16 protein-coding genes are annotated in these 21,176 nt (G+C 70.7%); 12 read left to right on the top strand and 4 right to left on the bottom strand.

Going from position 1 to position 21,176, the window contains the following annotated elements:
* Window positions 1-115: 115 nt before the first annotated feature.
* Window positions 116-901 carry an SURF1 family protein gene (locus ABH927_RS21920; protein WP_370024121.1) on the bottom strand — a complete coding sequence of 262 codons (786 nt, stop codon included), beginning with the start codon at window positions 899-901 and terminating at the stop codon, window positions 116-118.
* A 328-nt stretch (window positions 902-1,229) separates the two neighbouring features.
* Between ABH927_RS21920 and ABH927_RS21915 the strand changes: the two genes are divergently transcribed.
* Together ABH927_RS21915 and ABH927_RS21910 are read left to right on the top strand one after the other, a co-directional pair.
* Complete coding sequence (locus ABH927_RS21915; protein WP_370024120.1) at window positions 1,230-1,403, top strand: hypothetical protein; 174 nt, start codon at window positions 1,230-1,232, stop codon at window positions 1,401-1,403.
* Between the two features lie 199 nt (window positions 1,404-1,602).
* The gene (locus ABH927_RS21910) at window positions 1,603-3,090 is read left to right on the top strand and encodes a flavin-containing monooxygenase (RefSeq protein ID WP_370024119.1); all 1,488 of its coding nucleotides are present in this window, start codon (window positions 1,603-1,605) and stop codon (window positions 3,088-3,090) included.
* On the opposite strand, the gene ABH927_RS21905 is transcribed toward ABH927_RS21910, so the two are convergent.
* Window positions 3,050-4,960 carry a gamma-glutamyltransferase family protein gene (locus ABH927_RS21905; RefSeq protein WP_370024118.1) on the bottom strand — a complete coding sequence of 637 codons (1,911 nt, stop codon included), beginning with the start codon at window positions 4,958-4,960 and terminating at the stop codon, window positions 3,050-3,052. The genes ABH927_RS21910 and ABH927_RS21905 overlap by 41 nt on opposite strands.
* A 195-nt stretch (window positions 4,961-5,155) precedes the next feature.
* Here ABH927_RS21905 and ABH927_RS21900 point away from each other — a divergent pair, with 195 nt between their 5' ends.
* From ABH927_RS21900 to ABH927_RS21880, 5 genes are all read left to right on the top strand, one after another.
* Window positions 5,156-6,355, top strand: coding sequence for a sensor histidine kinase (locus ABH927_RS21900; RefSeq protein WP_370024117.1), 1,200 nt, complete (start codon window positions 5,156-5,158; stop codon window positions 6,353-6,355).
* A complete protein-coding gene (locus ABH927_RS21895) occupies window positions 6,352-7,014 on the top strand; it encodes a response regulator (protein WP_370024116.1) in 663 nt (220 codons plus the stop codon). Before ABH927_RS21900 ends, ABH927_RS21895 begins: the two co-directional genes overlap by 4 nt.
* 340 nt (window positions 7,015-7,354) lie before the next feature.
* Window positions 7,355-7,555: a hypothetical protein gene (locus ABH927_RS21890; RefSeq protein WP_370024115.1), complete on the top strand. Its 201-nt coding sequence runs from the start codon at window positions 7,355-7,357 to the stop codon at window positions 7,553-7,555.
* A gap of 2 nt (window positions 7,556-7,557) precedes the next feature.
* Window positions 7,558-8,703: a sulfite exporter TauE/SafE family protein gene (locus ABH927_RS21885; RefSeq protein ID WP_370024114.1), complete on the top strand. Its 1,146-nt coding sequence runs from the start codon at window positions 7,558-7,560 to the stop codon at window positions 8,701-8,703.
* Between the two features lie 58 nt (window positions 8,704-8,761).
* Window positions 8,762-10,216: a tetratricopeptide repeat protein gene (locus tag ABH927_RS21880; protein WP_370024113.1), complete on the top strand. Its 1,455-nt coding sequence runs from the start codon at window positions 8,762-8,764 to the stop codon at window positions 10,214-10,216.
* Window positions 10,217-10,291: 75 nt separating this feature from the next.
* Here ABH927_RS21880 and ald read toward each other — a convergent pair whose 3' ends face one another.
* Together ald and ABH927_RS21870 are read right to left on the bottom strand one after the other, a co-directional pair.
* Entirely contained in the window at window positions 10,292-11,407 is a 1,116-nt protein-coding gene (gene ald, locus ABH927_RS21875; RefSeq protein ID WP_370024112.1) for an alanine dehydrogenase, read from the bottom strand.
* Window positions 11,408-11,481: 74 nt separating this feature from the next.
* Complete coding sequence (locus ABH927_RS21870) at window positions 11,482-12,864, bottom strand: aspartate aminotransferase family protein (RefSeq protein ID WP_370024128.1); 1,383 nt, start codon at window positions 12,862-12,864, stop codon at window positions 11,482-11,484.
* 271 nt (window positions 12,865-13,135) lie between these two features.
* Between ABH927_RS21870 and ABH927_RS21865 the strand changes: the two genes are divergently transcribed.
* From ABH927_RS21865 to ABH927_RS21845, 5 genes are all read left to right on the top strand, one after another.
* Window positions 13,136-14,482: a dipeptidase gene (locus ABH927_RS21865; protein WP_370024111.1), complete on the top strand. Its 1,347-nt coding sequence runs from the start codon at window positions 13,136-13,138 to the stop codon at window positions 14,480-14,482.
* A 623-nt stretch (window positions 14,483-15,105) separates the two neighbouring features.
* On the top strand, window positions 15,106-16,059 hold the full coding sequence (locus tag ABH927_RS21860; RefSeq protein WP_370024110.1) for an ATP-binding cassette domain-containing protein: 954 nt from the start codon (window positions 15,106-15,108) through the stop codon (window positions 16,057-16,059).
* The gene (locus ABH927_RS21855; RefSeq protein ID WP_370024109.1) at window positions 16,056-18,395 is read left to right on the top strand and encodes a YhgE/Pip family protein; all 2,340 of its coding nucleotides are present in this window, start codon (window positions 16,056-16,058) and stop codon (window positions 18,393-18,395) included. The genes ABH927_RS21860 and ABH927_RS21855 overlap by 4 nt, the downstream gene beginning before the upstream one ends.
* A 124-nt stretch (window positions 18,396-18,519) precedes the next feature.
* Window positions 18,520-19,143: a TetR/AcrR family transcriptional regulator gene (locus ABH927_RS21850; RefSeq protein WP_370024127.1), complete on the top strand. Its 624-nt coding sequence runs from the start codon at window positions 18,520-18,522 to the stop codon at window positions 19,141-19,143.
* Window positions 19,144-19,311: 168 nt separating this feature from the next.
* Window positions 19,312-21,144, top strand: coding sequence for a substrate-binding and VWA domain-containing protein (locus ABH927_RS21845; protein ID WP_370024108.1), 1,833 nt, complete (start codon window positions 19,312-19,314; stop codon window positions 21,142-21,144).
* Window positions 21,145-21,176: the final 32 nt, after the last annotated feature.

Below are 21,176 nucleotides of genomic sequence, written 5' to 3'. Positions count from 1 at the left end.
CCGCGCCACCTTCGACCTGCTTCGCAAGCGCGTGCTCCTCACGACGTGATGCTCACAGGGGGTCGTGATGATCACGAGATGTGGGCCAGATCCAGTTCCGAGGGCAGGTCCGGGCTCAGGTCCGGACCGCCGGCTCCGCGGGCTCCTCGGCACGGGAACGCTCGCCGCGTACGGCGTCGCGGACGAAATGGAACCACATGAAGACCGCGAAGGCCGCGAAGATCCACCACTGGGCGGCGTAGGCCAGGTTGCGCCACGTGAAGCCGCCGCCCTCGGTCGGAGGCGGGACGGCCACCGGCTTCGCCGTGGACGGCGGGTCCTGCGTGGTCGCCACGACGAACCCGTCCCGGAGCTTCGCGTCGGTCCAAACGTTGATCAGCTCGGCCGTGGACACGGTGGCCACCTGCCCCTGCGGGAGCGGCCCGCCGCGCACCACGGCGTCCGTCTGCTCGGACGGCCGCAGCCGCCCGGTCACGGTCACGGTCTCGGCTGGTACTGCTGCCGCCGGATCGGCCGCCGAGGCGACCCAGCCGCGGACCACCGCGACGACCGTGCCGTCCGCGAGCCGCAGCGGCGTGAGGAGCCAGAAGCCACGGCCGCTGGCGGCCCGGCCGCCCGGCGCGCTGACATCCGGCTCGCGGTCGGCCACCAGGAGCTGGGCAGGGGCGTCGTAGGTCCCCAGGGCCGTCACCCGCCTGCCGAGGACGTCGGTGCCGATGTGCCGGCCCACGTCGGTCAGTTGGGAGACGGCGACGGGCGGCGGATCGGCGGCGAGCTTGGGCTCGCCGGACGCCTCGAAGACGCCGAGCTGCCACCGGCCGAGGAGCGTGAAGGAGATGAGCACCCCGACAACCAGCAGGTGAAGGGCCACCAGCCGGGGGGAGAGCAGGGTGCGGAGCATGGACACCACGCTATCCGCCGAGGGCGGCGGTCTCGAACGCGGAACCGGGCGAGGAACCGGGCAAGGGACAGGGCGAGGAACGCGCGAGGGACAGGGCGAGGGACAGGGCGAGGACGTGGTGGCGCGGCCCAGCGGCCGGCGGCCCCGAGGAACCTTCGCCGGCCCCCCGGCCCGGCCACCGCTCGGGCAACGTGTTCCCACCGGTCACGCGCCGGAAAAGGGAGGACGACGCCGTATCGACAAAGAGGTTTTCCGCTACAGGCGATGCCAGTGCAAAATCCGACAAATCGTCTCCACGGCCACCCCTCGTATCGCTAGAGTTTGCGCCATGTCGGACCCTCAGATCGACCCGGCCGGGAACACGCAGGCGTTCCGGGCCTTCGCTCAGAACCAGGACGCGGCGGCTTCAAAGGAGCAGCCGTCCCGCCTGCCGCTGTGGCTCGCCGTGGGCGCGGTGCTCGTCGTGGCGCTCGCCGTGGTGGCATACCTCCTGGTCAGCTGACGTCCCCGACCTGCCGCCGACGACCGCGCCCGTCGGCGGCTTCATCATGCCCGCGCCTGAGCTGCCCCGCGCCGGACCGCTCAGCCCCAACCTGAGTATCGGGCGTGCGGGGGCATCTGGACCGGGCCTGGCCTGCTCATTAGATTGGACGTCACGTCCAATATCGCTTCACCGATGTCGCCCCGCCGCGGGAGGCCGCATGCCCAGTCCCGGAATCACGATCATCGGCTCCGGCTTCGCGGGCCTCTGCATGGCGATCAAGCTCAAAGAAGCGGGCTACCACGACTTCGTGATCCTGGAGAAGGCCCCCGACATCGGCGGGACCTGGCGGGAGAACACCTATCCAGGGTGCGCCTGCGACGTGCCCTCGCCGCTGTACTCGTTCTCGTTCGAGCTCAACCCCGGCTGGTCGCGGCTGTTCTCCCCGCGGCAGGAGATCTGGGACTACCTGCGCGCGTGCGTCGCCAAGTACGGCCTCGCACCGCACTTCCGGTTCGGCAAGGAGGTCAGCGGGCTGGAGTGGGACGACGAACGGGCGACCTGGCAGGTGTCGACCGCCGACGGGGAGTCGTTCCCGACCAACGCCGTCGTCTCAGGGATCGGTGCCCTGCATATCCCGTCGTTTCCCGAAATTCCGGGGCGTGAGCGGTTCACCCGCCCAGCCTTTCACTCGGCCCGGTGGGACCACTCCCGCGACCTGACCGGCAAGCGGGTGGCCGTCATCGGCACCGGAGCGTCGGCGATCCAGTTCGTGCCGGTCGTCGCCGAGCAGGCCGCCCGTCTTCACGTGTTCCAGCGGACACCCCCGTGGATCCAGCCCAAGCCGGACTTCGCCGTACCTGACGGGATGAAGCGCGCGCTCGGCATGCCGGGAGCCGCGAGAGCCGTCCGCGATTCCATCTACTGGTTCCTGGAGACCAGGGCGCTCGGCTTCACGGTCGATCCCCGCCTGATGGAGGTCCAGCGGCGGGTGGCCGAGCGGCACCTCGCCAGGCAGGTGCCCGACCCGGAGCTGCGCGCCAAGCTGACCCCCGGCTACACGATCGGCTGCAAGCGCATCCTGCTGTCCAGCGACTACTATCCGGCGCTGACCAGGGAGAACGTGGAGCTCGTCACCGATCGCATCACGGAGATCCGGGACCGCTCGATCGTCGACGCCGCCGGCCGCGAGCACGAGGTGGACGTGATCATCTACGGCACCGGCTTCAAGGTCGTGGACGCCCTCAACGACCAGCGGATCACCGGCAGGAACGGACTGAAGATCCAGGACGCCTGGCGCACCGGTGTCGAGGCCTACCTGGGGGTCGGCACGTCCGGCTTCCCCAACCTGTTCTTCCTGCTCGGCCCCAACACCGGTCTCGGCCACACGTCGGTCGTCTTCATGATCGAGGCCCAGGTGAGGTACGTCATGGACTGCCTGAGGCTGCTCTCCAGGACCAAGGCCAGGGCGATGGACGTACGCCCCGAGGTCCAGCGGGCCTACAACGAGCGCCTTCAGCGGCGGCTGGACCGGCTCGTCTGGACCGAGGGCGGCTGCACGAGCTGGTACCTCGACGAGGACGGCGCCAACCGCGCCATCTGGCCGGGCTTCACCTTCGAATACTGGGCGCGGACCCGGAAGGTGAAGCCCGAGGCCTATGAACTCATCAGCCCGTCGCCGCGGCGGTCGGGCTCGGTGCTGGGATGACGACCAGAGCGCTGCCGCCGCCGCGCCGCGTGGGCTCCGCGACGGCCTGAACCTTCCCGTGTCCGAGGAACTCCAGGCCGGTCGCCGCCCCGATCTCCCCCACGGGAGGCCCGGGGGCCGGCGTGAGGGTGTGCCCCAAGGCCGTGAGCTGCGCGCCGTACCGATCGATGAACGCCGGCTCGGCCTGGGTCGCGGGCGTGTTGCGCTGCGACGCGCGAGGAGCGGCGATGGCCTCCGGCAGCGACATTCCGAAGTCGAGCCGGTTGACCAGGACCTGCAGCACGGTCGTGATGATCGTCGCACCGCCGGGCGAGCCGACGGCCAGGAGCGGCCTGCCGTCCTTCAGCACGATGGTCGGCGCCATCGACGAGCGCGGGCGCTTCCCGGGGGCCGGGAGGTTCGGGTCGCCGGGCGCGGGCCCGAAGGTGAAGTCGGTCATCTCGTTGTTGAGCAGGAACCCGCGGCCGGGCACCACGATGCCGTTGCCGCCGGTCTGCTCAATGGTGATGTTGTACGCCGCCACGTCGCCCCAGCGGTCCGACACCACGAGGTGGGTCGTCTCCGGCCCCTCCGGCTTCTCCACGCCCTTCTGCACGCCCTTCTCCACGGCGCCCGAAGCGTCCTCGGAAGCCGCGGCGGACGCAGGAGAGGACACAGGAGCGGACACCGAAGAAGAGGGCGGGGGTGAAGGGGAAGGCGGGGCGCAGGGCCCGTAGACGCCGTCGGGCGAGCCCGGTGCGGCGGGATGGGGCATGGCGACCGGGCCGATGAGGCACGCCCGCTCCTTGGCGAACCCGTCGGACAGCAGCCCCTCCAGTGGCACGTTGACGTAGGCCGGGTCGCCCACGAACGCGTTCCGGTCGGCGAAGGACAGCCGCGACGCCTCCAAGTATTCCTGCAGGCCGACGTGCGGCAGCGCCTCCAGGATGTTGAGCGCCTCCCCCACCGTCGAGCCGCCCGACGAGGGAGGGGCCATGCCGTACACGTCGAGGCCCCTGTAGGTGATCTTCGTGGGCTGCCGTTCGAGGGCGCGGTAGGCCGCGAGGTCGGAGAGCTCCATCAGCCCGGGCCTGACGACCCGGGTCGAGCCGGGAGCGACGGGCGGCTTCTTGACCGTGGCGACGATCTCCCCGCCCAGCGCCCCGCCGTACAGCCACGCGGGGCCGCGCCTGCCCAGCTCGCCGTACGTCCTGGCCAGGTCGGGGTTGCGGAAGACCGACCCGACGGGCGGCGGCTGGCCTCCGGGCAGGTAGAGCGCCGACGTCGAGGTGAAGTCCTTGAACCGCGCCGCGTTCTGCTGCGTCTGGTCGTAAAACGTCTGGTCCACGACGAAGCCGTCCCGCGCGGTGTCGATCGCCGGGCGCAGGGCCTGCCTGAGCGAGATCGTGCCGAACCGGCGCAGCGCCAGATCCCACTGCGCGACGCTTCCCGGCACCCCGGCGGACAGGCCGCTGGTCACGGCGTCCGCGAACGGGATGCCCTCGAAGGTGGCGGAGGTCATCGCCTTGGGCGCGGTCTCCCGGCCGTCGATCGTGGACACCCGCCGGGTCCTGGCGTCGTAGTAGACGAGGAACCCGCCGCCGGCGAGACCCGCAGAGTACGGCTCGGTCACTCCGAGGGTGGCGGCCCCGGCCACGGCGGCGTCCATGGCGTTGCCGCCCTGCTTCAGCACCTTGAGCGCGGCCCTGCTCGCGTCCAGGTCCACGGTCGCCACGGCCCCGCCGTACCCCTCGGCGACCGGTTTCTTGACGTACGGCTCCCGCGCGGCGGCCGGGGTGAGCTGGACGTGCTCCTGTGCGGCCTCGGCCGGCGGGGCGACCAGGCCCGTGAGCGTGACCAGCCCCAGCGACGCGACGACGACGCCCCTCATGTGAACCTCCTCTGGGAGATCACTCCAGCATGACTCACGAGAGTAAGGATCGCTCCGGAAATGTCCACATGTGGACGACGCCCCTTCGGCTACTCCGCGTGGCGTATGAGCCGGTGCCGCTCCGGGGGGATGCGCTGATCAGCCACGATGACCTAGCGTGCGGGGGTGCGTTCCCGTTCTGAGTGGTCTCGCCGGATGAATCCCGTCCTGCCCGTCGTCATCGGGCTGTTCGCGGTCTTCGGGTCGATGGGCGCCCAGTACGGTCAGATGAGGGACGCCGGCCTGGGCCGGGTGCCGCTCGACTGGCGGGGCTACGCACTGCTGCTGGCCGGGCCGCTGGCCATCGCCGTGCGACGGCGTTTCCCGGTGGCCGGCATAGTGGCAACGCTGGCCGCGACGTGTGCCTATCTCCTGCTCGACTTCCCTTATGGGCCGATCTTCGTCAGCCCCGCCATCATGATCTTCTACGCTGTCGTGTCCGGCCGCCGCCGGGCGGCGTGGCTGTCGACGGCGGCGTTCTTCCTCTTCATGATCGCTTACTCCACGTGGCTCATCCCGCGACCTCAGGGCCTGTTCCACCACACCGCGATCGCGGCATACCTGCTGCTCACCCTGACCGTCGCCGAGTTCCACCGGACCAGGCGCGAGCGCCTCGCAGAGGCGAAACGGGTGGCGGACGAGGAGGCCAGGCGGCAGGCCAGCGAGGAACGACTGACCATGGCGCAGGAACTGCACGACGTGCTCGCCCACAACATCTCGCTGATCCACGTCCAGGCGTCCACCGCGCTGCACCTGCTCGACGAGCACCCGGAACAGGCCCGCACCGCTCTCACCACCATCAAGGGCGCGTCCAAGGACGTGCTGGCCGAGATGCGCAGCGTGCTCAGCCTGCTGAGAGAGGGCGCCCCGCGCTCCCCCACCGCCGGGATGGACCGGCTCGACGAGCTGGTCGAGCGGAGCGGCCTGCCCGTGCGGCTGGAGGTCACCGGCCGGGTGAGGCCCCTCCCCGCCGGGACCGACCGCGCGGGCTACCGGATCGCCCAGGAGTCACTGACCAACGTGTCGCGGCACGCCCCGGGTTCGAGCGTCATCGTGCGGATCTCGTACGGCCCGGCCGAGCTGGGCATCGTCGTCGAAGACGACGGGGCCGGGGTCGGGCCTGCCGTACACGGCCTGGGCGGCGGCAACGGCATACCGGGCATGCGCGAGCGGGCGGCGGCCCTCGGCGGATCGCTCTCCGCCGCCCCGCGTCCGGGCGGCGGCTTCCGTGTGGCGGCCGCCCTCCCCCTCCCGGCCTTAAACCCCGCCTCCGATCCTGGCGGTGCCGATCCTCGACAGGCGGAAGACCCAGAGCTCCAGAGCGAGAGCCGTACCGAACCCAAGGAGCCCACGTGATCAATGTTGTGCTGGCCGACGACCAGGCTCTCGTGCGGGCCGGATTCCGCGCCCTGCTCGACGCCCAGGACGGCATGACCGTGGTCGGCGAGGCGTCCGACGGCGCGCAGGCCGTTCAACTGGCCAGAGAGCTGCATCCCGACGTGGTGCTGATGGACATCCGCATGCCCGGCATGGACGGCCTGACCGCCACCCGCCGCATCGGGGAGGATCCCGCGCTGGACAGCACCAGGATCATCATGCTGACCACGTTCGAGCTGGACGAGTACGTCTTCGAGGCCCTTCGCGGCGGAGCCAGCGGCTTCCTCGTCAAGGACACCGAGCCGGCCGAGCTGATCCAGGCCGTCCGGGTCGTGGCCTGCGGCGACGCCCTGCTGTCGCCCAGCGTCACCCGCAGGCTCATCGCCGAGTACGCCTCGCGGGCCAAGGAGCCCGGCATCGCCCGGAACCTCGACCAGCTCACCGAGCGGGAGCGCGAGGTGCTCGCCCTCGTCGGCACCGGCATGACCAACGACGAGGTCGCCGCCAGGCTCTTCATGTCACCCGCGACGGCCAAGACCCACGTCAGCCGGACGATGACGAAGCTCCACGCCCGTGACCGCGCCCAGCTCGTCGTCATCGCCTACGAGTCCGGCCTCGTCAAACCCGGCTGGCTGTAGCGGATACCTCTCACCTCTTGCTCACCGTGGGTTGACGTCCCTCACGCGATCCGTAACCCTTGTTACCGAAGCCGCTCCCAACGGGAGACGGAAGTCGTGGAGCCGGGAACCCCCGCACAGCCGGGACCCCGGCTCGGCGCGTTTCACCGCCTGTTGCGGTCTCGGTACGGCACCTGAACAAGGGTGGTGTGGGGTGCGGGGGTCACGGATGTGAGACTCTATTCTGCGCGACGAGACCCGCCGGACCCTTACGAGCGGCAGGGGTGAGCGAAGTGTTACTGGTCGCTTTCGGGCCGCCACGTTACGTTGCGGGGGGAAATTCCCAGGCGAGGAGGACGGCGTGAAGTCGATCGCGCGTTTCTGTGGCAGTTGCAACTGCGGATGCCCCGAGCTTTTCGTGGATCTGACGGCTCCGGTTGAGCGCCAGGTCGTCATCACCGACGACTTCGGGCAGAAGGTCGAGATGAGCCTGGATCAGTTCGGCTCGATCGTGGAGGCCGCGAAGACCGGCACGCTGGACGACCTGGCCCTCGTCCGCTGACCGTGAACGCCGCCGCTCTGTTCGCCGGTGGCTTCACGGCCGGCCTGGCCGCCGGCACAGCGTCGTGTACGGCGGTCCAGGGCGGCTTACTCATCGGCCTCATCAGACGTCCCGCCAAAGGGCGGTCTGACGGGGCGCTGTCGAGTGCCGGGGACTGTTGCGACGACGGCGAGCCGGACGCGGACCGGAGCGGTGACCTGGCGGCGGTGGGGGCCTTCCTGTCGGGGAGGTTGTTCTCCCACATCGCCGCCGGAGCGTTGCTCGGCATGCTCGGCTCCGCCGTACAGGTGAGTCCTACGGCGAGGGCGGCGCTCCTTGTCGCGGCGGGAATCGCCGTCGTCGTTCAGGCTGTGCGGCTGCTCAGGAAAGGCGGGTCGCACAGCACGGCCGGCTGCTCGGGCCACTCCGCCGGAACGGCCATCAGAACGCGGACTTCCGGCGTCGCGCGGGGGCTGGCTCTGGGGGTCGCCACCATCTTGGTGCCCTGCGGTGTGACGATCAGCCTGGAGATCGTGGCGGTCTCCACTGGAAGCGTGATCGGGGGCGCGGCCGTTCTCGGGGGATTCGCCATCGGTACGGCTCCCGCGTTCGCGGCGCTGGGACTGCTGCTGCGCAGGCTCGCCTCGACCAGGCTGGCGGTGCTCGCCGGAGTCGCGGCCGTCGCGGCGGGTGTCCTCACGATCGGGTCGGGCCTCCGGCTGGGCGGGTGGCTCCCCGGCGAGTTCCCCTTCCCCGGCTCGCCGGCCACGGCCTCCGGGCCGTCGGCGCGCACCGCGAACGGCGCGCAAGCGGCGCAGAGCGCCGAGGGCGCGCGGGTGAGGCAGAGCACGGACGGCACGCGTGCGAGGCAGAGCACGGACGGCACGCGTGCGAGGCAGGACGCCGACGGGGTTCAGCGGATCACCATCTGGGCGACCGACTACGGCTTCCGGCCCGGCATCGTCACCGCCGCGGCGGACCGGGCGACCGAAATCGTGTTCCGTACAGACGGCGCCCGAGGCTGCACGCGGACCGTGGCCATCGACGACCGAGACGTCGCGCTCCCCGACACTGGCGAGGAGACGGTACGGCTGCCGCCACATAAGACGGGACAGCTCAGCTACGCGTGCGGGATGGGGATGTACGTCGGGTTCATCCGGTTCGGATGACAAGGGTCTTGGCAAATTACGCTCCGTAGCCTCGCCGTTACGTGTCACTCTGGCTGGCATGACTTTCCTGGGAGCCATGGAGACGACGGTCGCCTGGCCTGACGTTCCGGTCCCGCGCGGCCCGGAACCCGAGGACCCTTTCGAGAGCAGGCTGCTCGCCGCGGCCCAGGAGGGCGACCCCGAGGCCGCCCACCTCCTCGGCCGGCTGTGCGCCGAGCGCGGCGAGCGGGCGTCCGCCCGGCAGTGGTGGGAGCGGGCCGCGCGGGCCGGCAACGTCGACAGCGCCTTCAACCTGGGGCTCTGGCACCAGAGGCACGGCACGCTGGAGGAGGCCACGAGCTGGTACGAGCTGGCGGCCGGGACCGGCGACGCGGAGGCCGCCGTCAACCTCGCCACCCTCCTTCTGGAGCGCAAGGGCGACGTGCCGGCCGCGCGCCGCTGGTTCGAGCGGGCGGCCTCGGACGGCTCAGGCCTCGCGGCCCGCCGCCTGGCCCTGCTCTGCGAGGACCTGGGAGACATCCTGGGTGCGCGCGACTGGCACCGCGCGGCCGCTCTCGACGGCGACCGGGACAGCGCGCATGACCTGGGCTTCCTCGGCTACGCGGCCGGAGACGAGGGCGAGGCCCGCCACTGGTGGGAGTACGCGGCGCGGGCCGGGCACGCCGAAGCGGGGTACTACCTGGGCCTGCTCCTTCACGCGACCCTCGATCCCGAGGGCGCGGAGGCGGCTTACCAGCTCGGCGCGCGGCACGACCATCCCCGCGCCGCCTTCCAGCTCGGCGGCCTGGCCCTCGCCAGGAGGGATCTCCGTACGGCACGGGCCTGGTTCGAGCGGGCCGCACACGCGGGCCGCGTGGAGGGCCAGCGGATGGCCGGTTTCGTGTGCGTCGAGCTCGACGACCGCCCGGCGGCCGGGATCTGGTTCGGCCGGGCGGCCGCCGGTGGAGATCCGGAGTCTGCCTACAACTTCGGTCTTCTCCTGATCGCCGAGCACAACGACCTCAGGGGCGGGCAGCACTGGTTGCGGCAGGCGGCCGAGAAGGGCCACCAACGGGCCGCGGCCGAGCTGCACACGCTGCTGTCGGTGACCCGCCGGGACGCCCAGGCAGAGCAGTGGCTGCTCGACGGCGACTCCAGCTGGGCCGACTCCAGCTGGGCCGAACCCGGCTGGCCGCCTCCCCGCTGGGACCATCCGGCGGAGCCGGAGCTGGCCGCGCGGGCCGAGCTCGCCGTGGCCACCGGCCGCCGCCGGGGCGACGCGGTGGCCGACCCGGCGGACCTGATGGAGATCCTCGGCACCTGGGACCTCGCCACCCGGGGCATGCCGGAGCCGGGCGACCCCATCGCCTGGCTGACCGAGACGAGCGGTCTGCACACGACCGCGGTGCAGCATCTCAGCTCGGTCCGGGCGACCCTGCTCAGGCCGGGCACGGCCCCGTGGCCCACTCGGGCCGAGGTCGAGCACGTCCTGGTGACGACCCGCGACCTGCGCAGGCGCCTCGGCCTGAGCTGAGACACGGGCCGAGGCGCCCGCGCTGAAACACGGCTGCGCCTCGGACGCGAGCCGCCTCCGGCGTATGTCCGGGCCTCAGGCGGCGAGGACCTCGGCGACCGGGGTGAACGGAAGGCCATGCGCCACCGCGACCGGCTCGTTGGTCAGCTCGCCCGCGTGGGTGTTGAGCCCGAGCTGGAGCGCCGCGTCACCGCGGAGGGCGGCCTGCCAGCCCTGGTCGGCCAGCTTGACCGCGTAGGGCAGGGTGGCGTTGGTCAGGGCGTAGGTGGAGGTGTTGGCCACCGAACCCGGCATGTTGGCCACGCAGTAGAAGATCGAGTTGTGCACCTTGAAGGTCGGCTCGGCGTGCGTGGTCGGACGGGAGTCCTCGAAGCAGCCGCCCTGGTCGATCGCGATGTCGACGAGGACCGAGCCAGGCTTCATGCGCGAGACCAGCTCGTTGGAGACGAGGGTCGGGGCCTTGGCGCCGGGGATGAGGACGGCGCCGACGACCAGGTCGGCCTCCAGGACGGCCTGCTCGATGGCGTACGAGGTCGACACGAGCGTCTTCAGGCGGCCCTGGTAGATGGCGTCGATGAAGCGCAGGCGGTCGATGTTGACGTCGAGGATCGTGACGTCCGCTCCCATGCCGACGGCGATCTGCGCCGCGTTGAGGCCGGAGACGCCGCCGCCGATGACGACGATCTTGGCGGGGGCGACGCCGGGGACGCCACCGGGCAGCACGCCGCGGCCGCCGTTGAAGCGCATGAGGTTGTACGCGCCGACCTGCGGGGCGAGGCGGCCCGCGACCTCCGACATCGGGGCGAGCAGCGGCAGCGTGTTGCCGACCTGCACGGTCTCGTACGCGATGGCGGTCGTCCTGGCCGACAGCAGCGCGTCGGTGCAGGGGCGGGAGGCGGCCAGGTGCAGGTAGGTGAACAGCAGCTGGTCCTCGCGGAGCCGGTGGTACTCCTCCGCGATGGGCTCCTTGACCTTCAGGATCATCTCGGACTCGGCCCAGACCGCGTCCGCCGTGTCGAGGATCTTGGCGCCGGCGGCCAGGTACTCCTCGTCGGTGATGTGCGAGCCGAGGCCCGCGTCCCGCTGAACGTGGACCTCGTGGCCGTGGCGGACGAGCTCGTGCACGCCCGCCGGGGTGGCGGCGACGCGGTATTCGTGGTTCTTGACCTCGGCAGGCACGCCGATCTTCATGGGAAACAGTCCTTTCAAGCAATGCACCGCACGGTCCGGCGCCGCAGGGGGCGCCGGCCGTACGAGATAGATGGTCAGAGACGCGCCCAGGCCTCGGTGAGCACGGAGCGGAGGATCGACTCGATCTCGTCGAACTCCTTGGGGCCGCAGATGAGCGGCGGGGCGAGCTGGACCACGGGGTCGCCGCGGTCGTCCGCCCGGCAGTAGAGGCCCGCGTCGTAGAGGGCCTTGGAGAGGAAGCCGCGCAGCAGCCGCTCGGACTCCTCCTCGTTGAAGGTCCGCTTGGTCGACTTGTCCTTCACGAGCTCGATTCCGTAGAAGTAGCCCGAGCCGCGGACGTCGCCGACGATCGGTAGATCAAGCAGCTTCTCGAGCGTGCTGCGGAACACCGGCTCGTTGGCCGAGACGTGCCCGAGGAGGTCCTCGCGCTCGAAGATGTCGAGGTTCGCCAGGGCCACGGCGGAGGCCACGGGGTGACCGCCGAACGTGTAGCCGTGGGCGAACATCTCGGTGCCCTGCTTGAACGGCTCGAAGAGCCGCTCAGAGGCGATCATGGCGCCGATCGGAGCATAACCGCTGGTCAGGCCCTTGGCACAGGTGATGATGTCGGGCACGTAGTCGAACTTCTGACCGCCGAACATCGTGCCGAGCCGGCCGAAGGCGCAGATGACCTCGTCGGAGACGAGCAGGACGTCGTGCGCGTCGCAGATCTCGCGCAGCCGCTGGAAGTACCCGGGCGGCGGCGGGAAGCAGCCGCCGGAGTTCTGCACCGGCTCGACGAAGACAGCGGCCACGGTGTCCGGGCCCTCCATCTCGATGGCCTTGCCGACCTGGTCGGCGGCCCAGCGGCCGAACGCCTCCGGGTCCTTCTCGAACCCGGGGAAGCCGGAGATCTCGTCGGCCCGGTAGAGGTTCGTGTTCGGCACCTTGATCGCACCGGGGACCAGCGGCTCGAACACCTGCTTGAGGCCCGGGATGCCCGTGATGGACAGGGCTCCCTGCGGCGTGCCGTGGTAGGCGATCGACCGGCTGACGACCTTGGTCTTCAGCGGCTTGCCCTGGATCTTGAAGTACTGCTTGGCCAGCTTCCAGGCCGACTCGACCGCCTCGCCGCCGCCGGTCGTGAAGAAGACGCGGTTGAGGTCACCGGGGGTGAGCTGGGCGAGCCTCGCGGCCAGCTCGGCCGCCTTGGGGTGCGCGTACGACCAGAGCGGGAAGAAGGCCAGCTCCTGGGCCTGCTTGGCGGCGGCCTCGGCGAGCTCGGCGCGGCCGTGCCCCACCTGGACGACGAAGAGCCCGGCCAGGCCGTCGAGATAGCGCTTCCCGTGGATGTCGTAGACGTAGGCGCCCTCGCCTCGCACGATCATCGGCACTTCCGCCCCGTCGTAGGAGCCGTGCCGGGTGAAGTGCATCCACAGATTGTCGTGTGCGGCTTTGAGAACGTCCGGGTGCGCCATCGCGACCTTCCCTCGGTGATCGGTGCTCTGCACAGTGTGCATGCCTTTTACGCAGTTTGCCAAGTGATTACGTGGTGTCACTCTGCAAGAAGTTCGGAATCCGCGATATCGCCTTGTAACTACGACGAAATCCGTCAGGTAGATTTCTGGCCTTTCTCCCCGGCCGGGACCGGCGGCACGGCACGCGCCCAGGGGGCCGGCCGCGGTGTGGTGCAATGGGCTGACCAACAGCCCAGCACATTTGTGACTACACATATCGGGAGAAAAAGCGGTGGCACCTGAGGAGATCGAGAAGGCCGTCGAGGCGGGAATGCCCCAGGCGGTCGAGGACCTCAAGCGGCTCGTGGCGATCCCGTCCGTCGCCTTTCCCGGCCACCCGGAGGTTCCGGTCCACGAGGCCGCGGCACTGACGGAGGAGCTGCTCCGCGCGGCGGGTCTCCCGCACGTCGAGCGCGTCGCCGTCGAGGGCAGCTTTCCCGCCGTGTACGGCGAGGCCCCCGCGCCGCCCGGCGCCCCGACCGTGTTGCTCTACGCGCACTACGACGTCCAGCCCGCCGGCGATCTCGCGCTGTGGAAGACCGCGCCGTTCGAGCCCACCCAGATCGACGGCGCGCTGTACGGCAGGGGCGCGGCCGACGACAAGAGCGGCCTGATCACGCACGTGGCGGCGCTCCGCGCCTTCCAGGGCCGGTTCCCCGTGGGCGTCAAGGTCATCATCGAGGGCCAGGAGGAGTACGCGGGCGAGCGCCTGGAGGCCTTCGTCGAGGCCAACCCCGAGCTCGTGCGCGCGGACGCCATCGTCGTGGCCGACTGCGGAAACCCGCGTGTCGGCGACCCGGCGCTGACGACCTCGCTGCGCGGCATGGCGGCGTTCACCGTCGAGGTCCGGTCGCTCGGTGAGTCGCTGCACAGCGGTTCGTTCGGGGGCGCGGCGCCGGACGCCCTGGCCGCGCTGATGCGCATGCTGACGGCCCTGCACGACGACAACGGCGACATCCGCGTTCCCGGCCTGAACCAAGGTGTGTTCTCCGGCGAGGGACCGTCCGAGGAGGAGTTCCGCGCGACGGCGGGCGTGCTCGACGGGGTGTCGCTCGTCGGCTCGGGATCGCTCGCCGACCGCCTCTGGGCGTCCTACGCCATCACGGTCACCGGGCTCGACGTGCCCAGCGTCTCCGGCGCGATCAACGCGGTCCAGGCCGTGGCCCGGGCCCGCGTCACGATCCGGATCCCTCCGTCGGGAGACACCAAGACCGCGCTCGACGAGGTCACCGGCTTCCTGAAGCAGGTCGCCCCCTGGGGCGTCCACGTGTCGTTCGACGACTTCACCACCGGTACGGGCTTCCGCGCGGAGGCGGGCGGCCCCGCGACGGCCGCGATCGGCCGGGCCATGGAGCGGGCCTTCGGCCGCGCGCCGCGCGAGGTCGGCCAGGGCGGCTCGATTCCGCTGGTCGCGACGCTGGCCAGGCGGTTCCCCGAGGCGGAGATCCTGCTCTACGGCGCGGAGGACAACGACGCCGCGATCCACGCGCCCAACGAGCGGGTAGACCTCGCCGAGCTGCGCCGCGTCATCACCGCCGAGGCCCTCTTCCTCGCCGAATACGCCCAGACCTCGGCGTGATCATGCACGGGTTCCCAGGAATGCGCCACGACCTGCGCCCCACCTCGGCGTGATCATGCACGGGTTCCCAGGAATGCGCCACGACCTGCGCCGCACCTCGGCGTGATCATGCATGGATGCCCATTCGCGACGTACGGCCCGGCCTGGCGGAAACAGCAGGCCGGCGCGCTCACAGATCGCCTGCAAGATCGCGCGCATAGATGGGAAGGCCCGGCGGTCCTGGATCGCCGGGCCTTCCGCTGTACATGCCGAACATGACGGTGTCGCCGCCGGTCGGGCGTGAGCAGTCCGCGGAGTGCGTTCCCTCTTATACGGTCATCTGGCCAGGGAAATCGCTTTCCGCCGCCCAATATCGCTCAGATGACCGTACAAGGACGCGGATCCGCGGGCGGAAGCCGAGGGTGGGGCGCGGGGAGCGAAGACCAGGCCACTCCGGCCCTTTTCCTGCGCACGGCTCGGGTCCCTCATGCGCACGGCTCGGACCCCCAGGTGTACGGCTCGGCCCCGCCGGCCTCCTGAAGTAGCCCAAATCACACCTGTCGCGCCGCCTGACTGCGGGAAAGAGGGGTAGCGTGGCTTTTGTACCGACTGGTCAGTTCAAAGCGATGACGGGAACAGGGGCGATGAACGTCCAGAACGCCACGAGTACCCCGGCGACCCCGGTCTTCACCGGAGCCGAGGTCGAAGCCGACGGGCTGTCCCTCAAGGGAGAACACGGCTGGGTGTACCGGGACGTGTCGTTCACGGCTCCGGCCGGCACGCTCACCGTGATCGAAGGTGAAGCGGGCACCGGACGGACGAGCCTGTTGCTGACGCTCGCCGGCCGCATGAAGCCCAGTGTGGGCACTCTGACGGTGGGCGGCCAGACCAGGCTCCGCAAGATCCAGAGAATCGCCGCCCTCGGGCTGGTGAGCGAGGTCAACCCCTTCGACGGCGCTCTCTCCGTGCGGGAGCACCTCCACGAGCGGCTGCGCCCGCGCGGCCTGCCCCCGGGAAAATGGCGCAGGCGGCACGCCGACATCGTGCACGCGGCGCTCCACCACGCGGGCCTCGACCTGGCGGCGCTCCCCGAGGGCGACCGGACACTGGCCAGGCAGCTCACACGGGACCAGGAGGTGCGGCTCGGGATCGCCCTCGCGCTCCTCGACGAGCCGGGCCTGATCGTGGTGGACGACACCGACACGGGCCTCGGCGACGGCAGGCTTCACGAGCTGTGGCAGACCCTGCGCGACCTGGCGGACAACGGCCTCACGGTGATCGCAACTTGCACGGACGCCCGCGAGGCGAGCGGCCTCGCCACCGTCATCTCCCTGACGGCGACGACCACGGCGACCACCACGGCGACCACCACGGCGACGACGACCGGTGCGACGAGTGCCATCGGCACGAGCAGCACCGCCTGTCCGGTCAACATGGCGGACACAGCGGACACGGGGGACACTGGGGACACAGGGGACACGACGACCACAGCCCGCACAGCCAGCGCGGCGAGCCGTACAACCACGGCCGACACGGCGAGCATGACCGGCGCGGCGAGTGCGGCGGACATGCGGAACGTGAATGAGGAGGAGCGGTGAGCAGGCCCTTGCCCCTGCATCTCGGACGGCTGGAGCTTCGGCGTTTCATGCGGTCGCGGCTCACCCGGGCCGCCCTGGTCGGCGTGATCATGCTTCCCCTCCTCTACGCCGGCCTCTACCTGTGGTCCTTCTGGGACCCGCAGGGCCACCTCGGCAACGTCCCCGTGGCGCTCGTCGTCGAGGACCGGCCCGCCACCGTGGACGGCAAGACCGTCGACGCCGGCCGGGATCTCGCCGCCAAGCTCAAGGAGCGGGACGTCTTCGACTGGCACACCGTGGACGCGGCGGAGGCCGGCAAGGGGGTCGAGGACGGGAGGTACTACCTCTCGCTGACCATCCCCCGTGACTTCAGCGCCAACCTGGCCTCGCCGTCCGGCGACGGGAGCCCGACCCCGGCGGCGCTCGGGGTCCGGGTGGACACCGGGCGCAGCTACATCATGCGGACGATCTCGGACGCCGTGTTCAAGGAGGTCAAGGAGGCGGCCGACCGCAGCGCCGTCCACGACTACCTGAACCAGATCTTCCTGTCCTTCGGCGACCTGCACGACCAGACGGTGAAGGCCGCCGAGGGGGCGGACCGGCTCCACGACGGCACGCGGAGCGCCAGCGAGGGCGCCTCGTCACTGCAGGACGGTCTGGGCACCGCCAAGGGTGCCACGAGCAAGCTGTCGGCCGGTGCCGGCACGCTGTACAACGGCTCGGAGACGCTCGCCAACGGCCTTGACAGCGCCTACCGGGGTTCGACGGCCCTCACCTCGGGCCTGTCGAAGGCGGCAAGCGGCGCCGCCGACCTCCGCAAGGGTCTGGCGGCTCTGGACAGGGGCGCGGGCAAGCTCGCCGAAGGCAACAGACAGGCCTACGAGCAGGTGCACGCCCTCTCTCCCACGATCAACCAGGCGGCCGACAAGTACGTGCCCGTCCTCACCCAGAACGGCGAGCGAATAAGGTCGGCGGCGCTGGCTCTGGCCGAGGGCGCCGACGCCTTCGCCAACGCGCTCGGCGACCTGCCCCGCGAGGTCCAGGGCAGCGCGGGCGAGACCCGGCAGGACCTGCGCGCCGTGGAGCGCTGGCTGAACTCCCACCCGGACGCGGACCCCGAGCTGAGGGCACTCGTCGAACGGGCGTCCGGCTCGGCGGGCAACCTCGCCGAAGCGGCGGCCCGGCTGGAGAACAGGATCGGGTCGCAGTCCGGCAGGATCGACGACCTGGCCAGGCAGGCGCGGGCGGTCGCGGACGACGCGCGGGAGCTGGCCGCCGCCGCGCCGGCTCTCGGGGCCAAGCTCGACCAGGCCCGCGACAAGTTCAACCAGCTCGACCGCGGCCTGAAGCGGCTGTCCGACGGGGCGGCCGAGCTGCGGGACGGCACGGGCAAGGCGCTCGACGGGGCGCGCACGCTCTCCGGTGGGCTGGGGCGGCTGAGCGACGGCGCCGGGACACTCTCCAACGGGCTCCGCAGGCTCGGCAACGGGGCCGGAAGGCTCAACGCGGGCCTCGGCAACCTGGCCTCGGGGGCGGGCCAGCTCAACACGGGCATCGCCAAGCTCTACACCGGTGCGGGCAAGCTCGACTCCGGCCTGGTCAAACTGGCCGACGGCTCGGGCCAACTGGCGGACAAGCTCGGCGACGGCGCCGCCCAGATCCCCGACTACGGCAAGGCGGAGCGCGACAGCCGTACGGACATGATGAGCGAACCGGTCCGGCTCGACACCGAGGTGGACAACGCGGTGCCCAACTACGGCACCGGCTTCGCGCCGTTCTTCGTGCCGCTGGCGCTGTGGGTGGGCGCGATGGTCACCTACATGCTGCTCCGGCCGATGAACCCGCGGCTGGTGGCCGGGTCGGCCCCCGCGTGGCGTACGGCTCTCGCCGGATGGCTGCCCGCGCTCACCATGGGCGCGCTACAGGTGGCGGTGCTGCTCGCGGTGCTGCGGTTCGGCCTCGGCCTCTCGGCGGAGCACTGGCCGGGCGTGGCGGCGTTCCTGGTGCTGACGGCGGCCGCCTTCCTGGCGATCGTCCAGGCGGTGAACGCCCTCCTCGGCCCTCCCGGCCGGGTCGTGGTGCTGGCCCTGCTGATGCTGCAGCTCACGTCGTCCGCTGGCACCTACCCGATCGAGACGTCCCCCGGCTTCTTCCAGGCCATCTCGCCGTGGCTGCCGATGAGCTGGGTGGTCTCGGCGATGCGCCGGCTGATCAGCGGTGGGGATCTGACCGTGGTGTGGCAGGCTTGCGGCGTGCTCTCCGCGTTCGTCGCGCTCGGCCTCGCGCTCACCGTGTTCGCCGTGCACAAGGGCCGCACCTGGTCGATGCGCCGCCTCAAGCCGGAGCTGGCACTGTGAGCGCCAAAACCGTGAGCGCCGAAACTGTGAGCGCCAAACTGTGAGCGCCAAGACTGCGAACGGCATGACTGCGAACGGCATGACTGTGGGGAGCGCCACGACGGAGGTGAGCGTTGTGACGGGTATGACGAAGGCGGAGCCCGGCGGGCGGCGCGGCGAGACCCGGCAGAGGCTCTACCTGGCGGCGGTGGATCTGATCGCGGAGCAGGGCTTCACCGCCACGACCGTCGACGCCATCGCCGAGCGCGCCGGGGTGGCCAAGGGCACCGTGTTCTACAACTTCGGCAGCAAGGAGGCGCTCTTCGCGGGCCTGCTCGGCCACGGCATCCAGCGGCTCACGGACGCGCTCGCCGAGGCGGCCCAGGCCACGCCCGCCGACCGGCCCGGCTCCCGGGTGGCCACGCTGGACGCGATCGTGCTGGCGCAACTCCGGTTTTTCGACGAGTACGGACCGTTCGCCCGCGTGCTTCTCGCGGAGATGTGGCGTACGGCGTGGCAGGAGGCGATCGTCCGGCTGCGTGAGGACGCGCTCGGAGTGTACGAGCGGGTGCTCGACGAGGCCGTGGCAGCGGGCGAGCTGCGGGAGGGGCTCGACACGGGCACCGCCGCGACCGCTATCTTCGGCATGGTGCTCACAGTGGCGATCGAACGGCGGGCGCTTCACCCCGACCGCCCCCTGGACGAGGTGCACGCGACGCTCACCGAGCTGATCCACGGACGGATCTCCGGCACCGCCGATCCACGCTGACCGCGAACGGACCCCGCGCACCCCCGATCGACGCTGATCCACCCGCTGATCTACTGGCCGTCTCCGGCATGGCGGGTCACCGTTAGCCCGACGAGATCATCTGCAACTAACGTGGTTCGCCATTCGTCGGGATAAGTGCCGGCATCCCCCGTGGCAAGTGGAGGACGTGTGTACCAGCCGCAGCCGCAGAAGCGCCGCCGCAGCTTTGCCCCGTTCATCATCGCGATCATCCTCGCGGGCGCGCTGATCGTCGGCCTGAAAACGCTCTTCGGCGGGGGCGGCGGGAACGGCGGAGGCGGCGGAGGCGGTGACGCGGGCGGGACCGAGCAGAAGCGGGCCTGCGGCGACGGCGGCATCACGCTGACGATCGCGGCGTCGAGCGAAAAGGCGGAGCTCCTCCGGAAGATGGCCAACGGCTACAACGGCCGCGAGGTCGACGGCCACTGCGTGGACGTGATCGTCGAGAACAAGAACTCCGGCGGCACCATGCAGGCCCTCGCCCGCGGCTGGGACGCGCGGCAGGACGGGCCCCGTCCCGACGTCTGGACGCCCGCGAGCACGAGCTGGGTGACCCTGCTGCAGCAGCGGGCCCAGGGCGCCGACCGGGCGACCCTGGTCCCCCGTGACAACCCCACCATCGCCAAGTCGCCGCTGGTCATCGCGATGCCGAAACCCATGGCCGAGGCGATCGGCTGGCCGAAGAAGAAGGTCGGCTGGTCGGACGTCCTCGACCTGGCCAACGACCCGAAGGGCTGGGGACGGTACGGCCACCCGGAGTGGGGGAAGTTCCGCCTCGGCAAGACGAACCCCAACCTGTCCACCTCCGGGCTGAACGCGACCATCGGGGCCTACTTCGCGGCCACCGGCCTGTCCGGCGACCTGTCCGAGAAGGACCTGACCGTGCCGAAGACGCGGCAATTCGCGCGCGACGTCGAGCGGTCCATCGTCCACTACGGCGACACCACGCTGACCTTCCTGTCCAACCTCCAGCACGCCGACGACGCCGGCACCGCGATGTCGTACATCTCGGCCGTCACGGTGGAGGAGAAGTCGGCGTGGGACTACAACCAGGGCAACCCGACGGGCGATCCGAAGACTCTCGGCCAGCACGCGAAGCCGAAGGTCCCGCTCGTGGCGATCTATCCGAAGGAGGGCACGCTCTTCTCGGACCATCCGTACGCCGTCCTGTCCTGGGCCGACGCCCCCAAGAGGGCCGCCGCGGCGGACTTTCTCAAGTATCTCCAGTCGCCGGACCAGCAGAAGGAGTTCGCGAAGTACGGGTTCCGGTCGTACGACGGCACCGTGCGCGAGCCGATCAGCTCCGCCCCCGGTCTCAACCCGAAGGAGCCCGCCACCACGCTGAGCGTGCCCACGCCGCAGGTGCTCGACAAGATCCTCACGAGCTGGTCGGAGCTGCGCAAGCCGGCCAACGTGCTCATGGTCATCGACGTCTCGGGCTCGATGGGCGCCGACGTCCCCGGCACCGGCAAGAGCAAGCTCGACCTGGCCAAGCAGGCCGCGATCAACGCGCTGCCGCAGTTCGGCCCGAACGACCGGGTCGGCCTGTGGATGTTCTCCCTCAAGCAGGACGGCGGCAAGGACTACCGCGAGCTGGTCCCGATGGAACGGAAGAACCAGAAGGCGTTGAAGGACCGGATCAACGGCCTCATCCCCAGCGGCGGAACCGGCCTCTACGACACGGCCCTGGCGTCCTACCAGCATGTCCTGGCGCACCAGAGCGGCGACGCCATCAACGCCGTGGTGTTCCTGACCGACGGCAAGAACGAGGACAACAACTCGATCTCGCTCGACAACCTGCTCCCCGAGCTGCGCAAGGAGGCCGGGCAGGACACCGTCAGGATCTTCACCATCGCCTACGGCGCCGACGCCGACCTCGACGTCCTGAAGAAGATCTCGCAGACCACCGACGCCGCGGCCTACGATTCCCGCAAGCCGGGAAGCATCGATCAGGTCTTCACGGCCGTGATCTCCAACTTCTGATCTCAAACTTCCGATCTCCAACTCTCTGATGG

It is taken from the genome of Planotetraspora sp. GP83, from assembly GCF_041262585.1.
Classification (GTDB): Bacteria; Actinomycetota; Actinomycetes; order Streptosporangiales; family Streptosporangiaceae; genus JAOEGB01.
Note: the sequence above shows the minus strand (reverse complement) of the source record. Positions and strands in the feature narration are given on the sequence as shown.

What these genes read in the sequence shown, in the direction of transcription:
- ABH927_RS21905 (WP_370024118.1), bottom strand. Translation starts at nt 4,960, where the DNA reads ATGAGGGGCGTCGTCGTCGCGTCGCTGGGGCTGGTCACGCTCACGGGC.
- ABH927_RS21900 (WP_370024117.1), top strand. Translation starts at nt 5,156, where the DNA reads ATGAATCCCGTCCTGCCCGTCGTCATCGGGCTGTTCGCGGTCTTCGGG.
- ABH927_RS21910 (WP_370024119.1), top strand. Translation starts at nt 1,603, where the DNA reads ATGCCCAGTCCCGGAATCACGATCATCGGCTCCGGCTTCGCGGGCCTC.
- ABH927_RS21870 (WP_370024128.1), bottom strand. Translation starts at nt 12,864, where the DNA reads ATGGCGCACCCGGACGTTCTCAAAGCCGCACACGACAATCTGTGGATG.
- ABH927_RS21850 (WP_370024127.1), top strand. Translation starts at nt 18,520, where the DNA reads ATGACGAAGGCGGAGCCCGGCGGGCGGCGCGGCGAGACCCGGCAGAGG.
- ABH927_RS21880 (WP_370024113.1), top strand. Translation starts at nt 8,762, where the DNA reads ATGACTTTCCTGGGAGCCATGGAGACGACGGTCGCCTGGCCTGACGTT.
- ABH927_RS21920 (WP_370024121.1), bottom strand. Translation starts at nt 901, where the DNA reads ATGCTCCGCACCCTGCTCTCCCCCCGGCTGGTGGCCCTTCACCTGCTG.
- ABH927_RS21860 (WP_370024110.1), top strand. Translation starts at nt 15,106, where the DNA reads ATGAACGTCCAGAACGCCACGAGTACCCCGGCGACCCCGGTCTTCACC.
- ABH927_RS21915 (WP_370024120.1), top strand. Translation starts at nt 1,230, where the DNA reads ATGTCGGACCCTCAGATCGACCCGGCCGGGAACACGCAGGCGTTCCGG.
- ald (WP_370024112.1), bottom strand. Translation starts at nt 11,407, where the DNA reads ATGAAGATCGGCGTGCCTGCCGAGGTCAAGAACCACGAATACCGCGTC.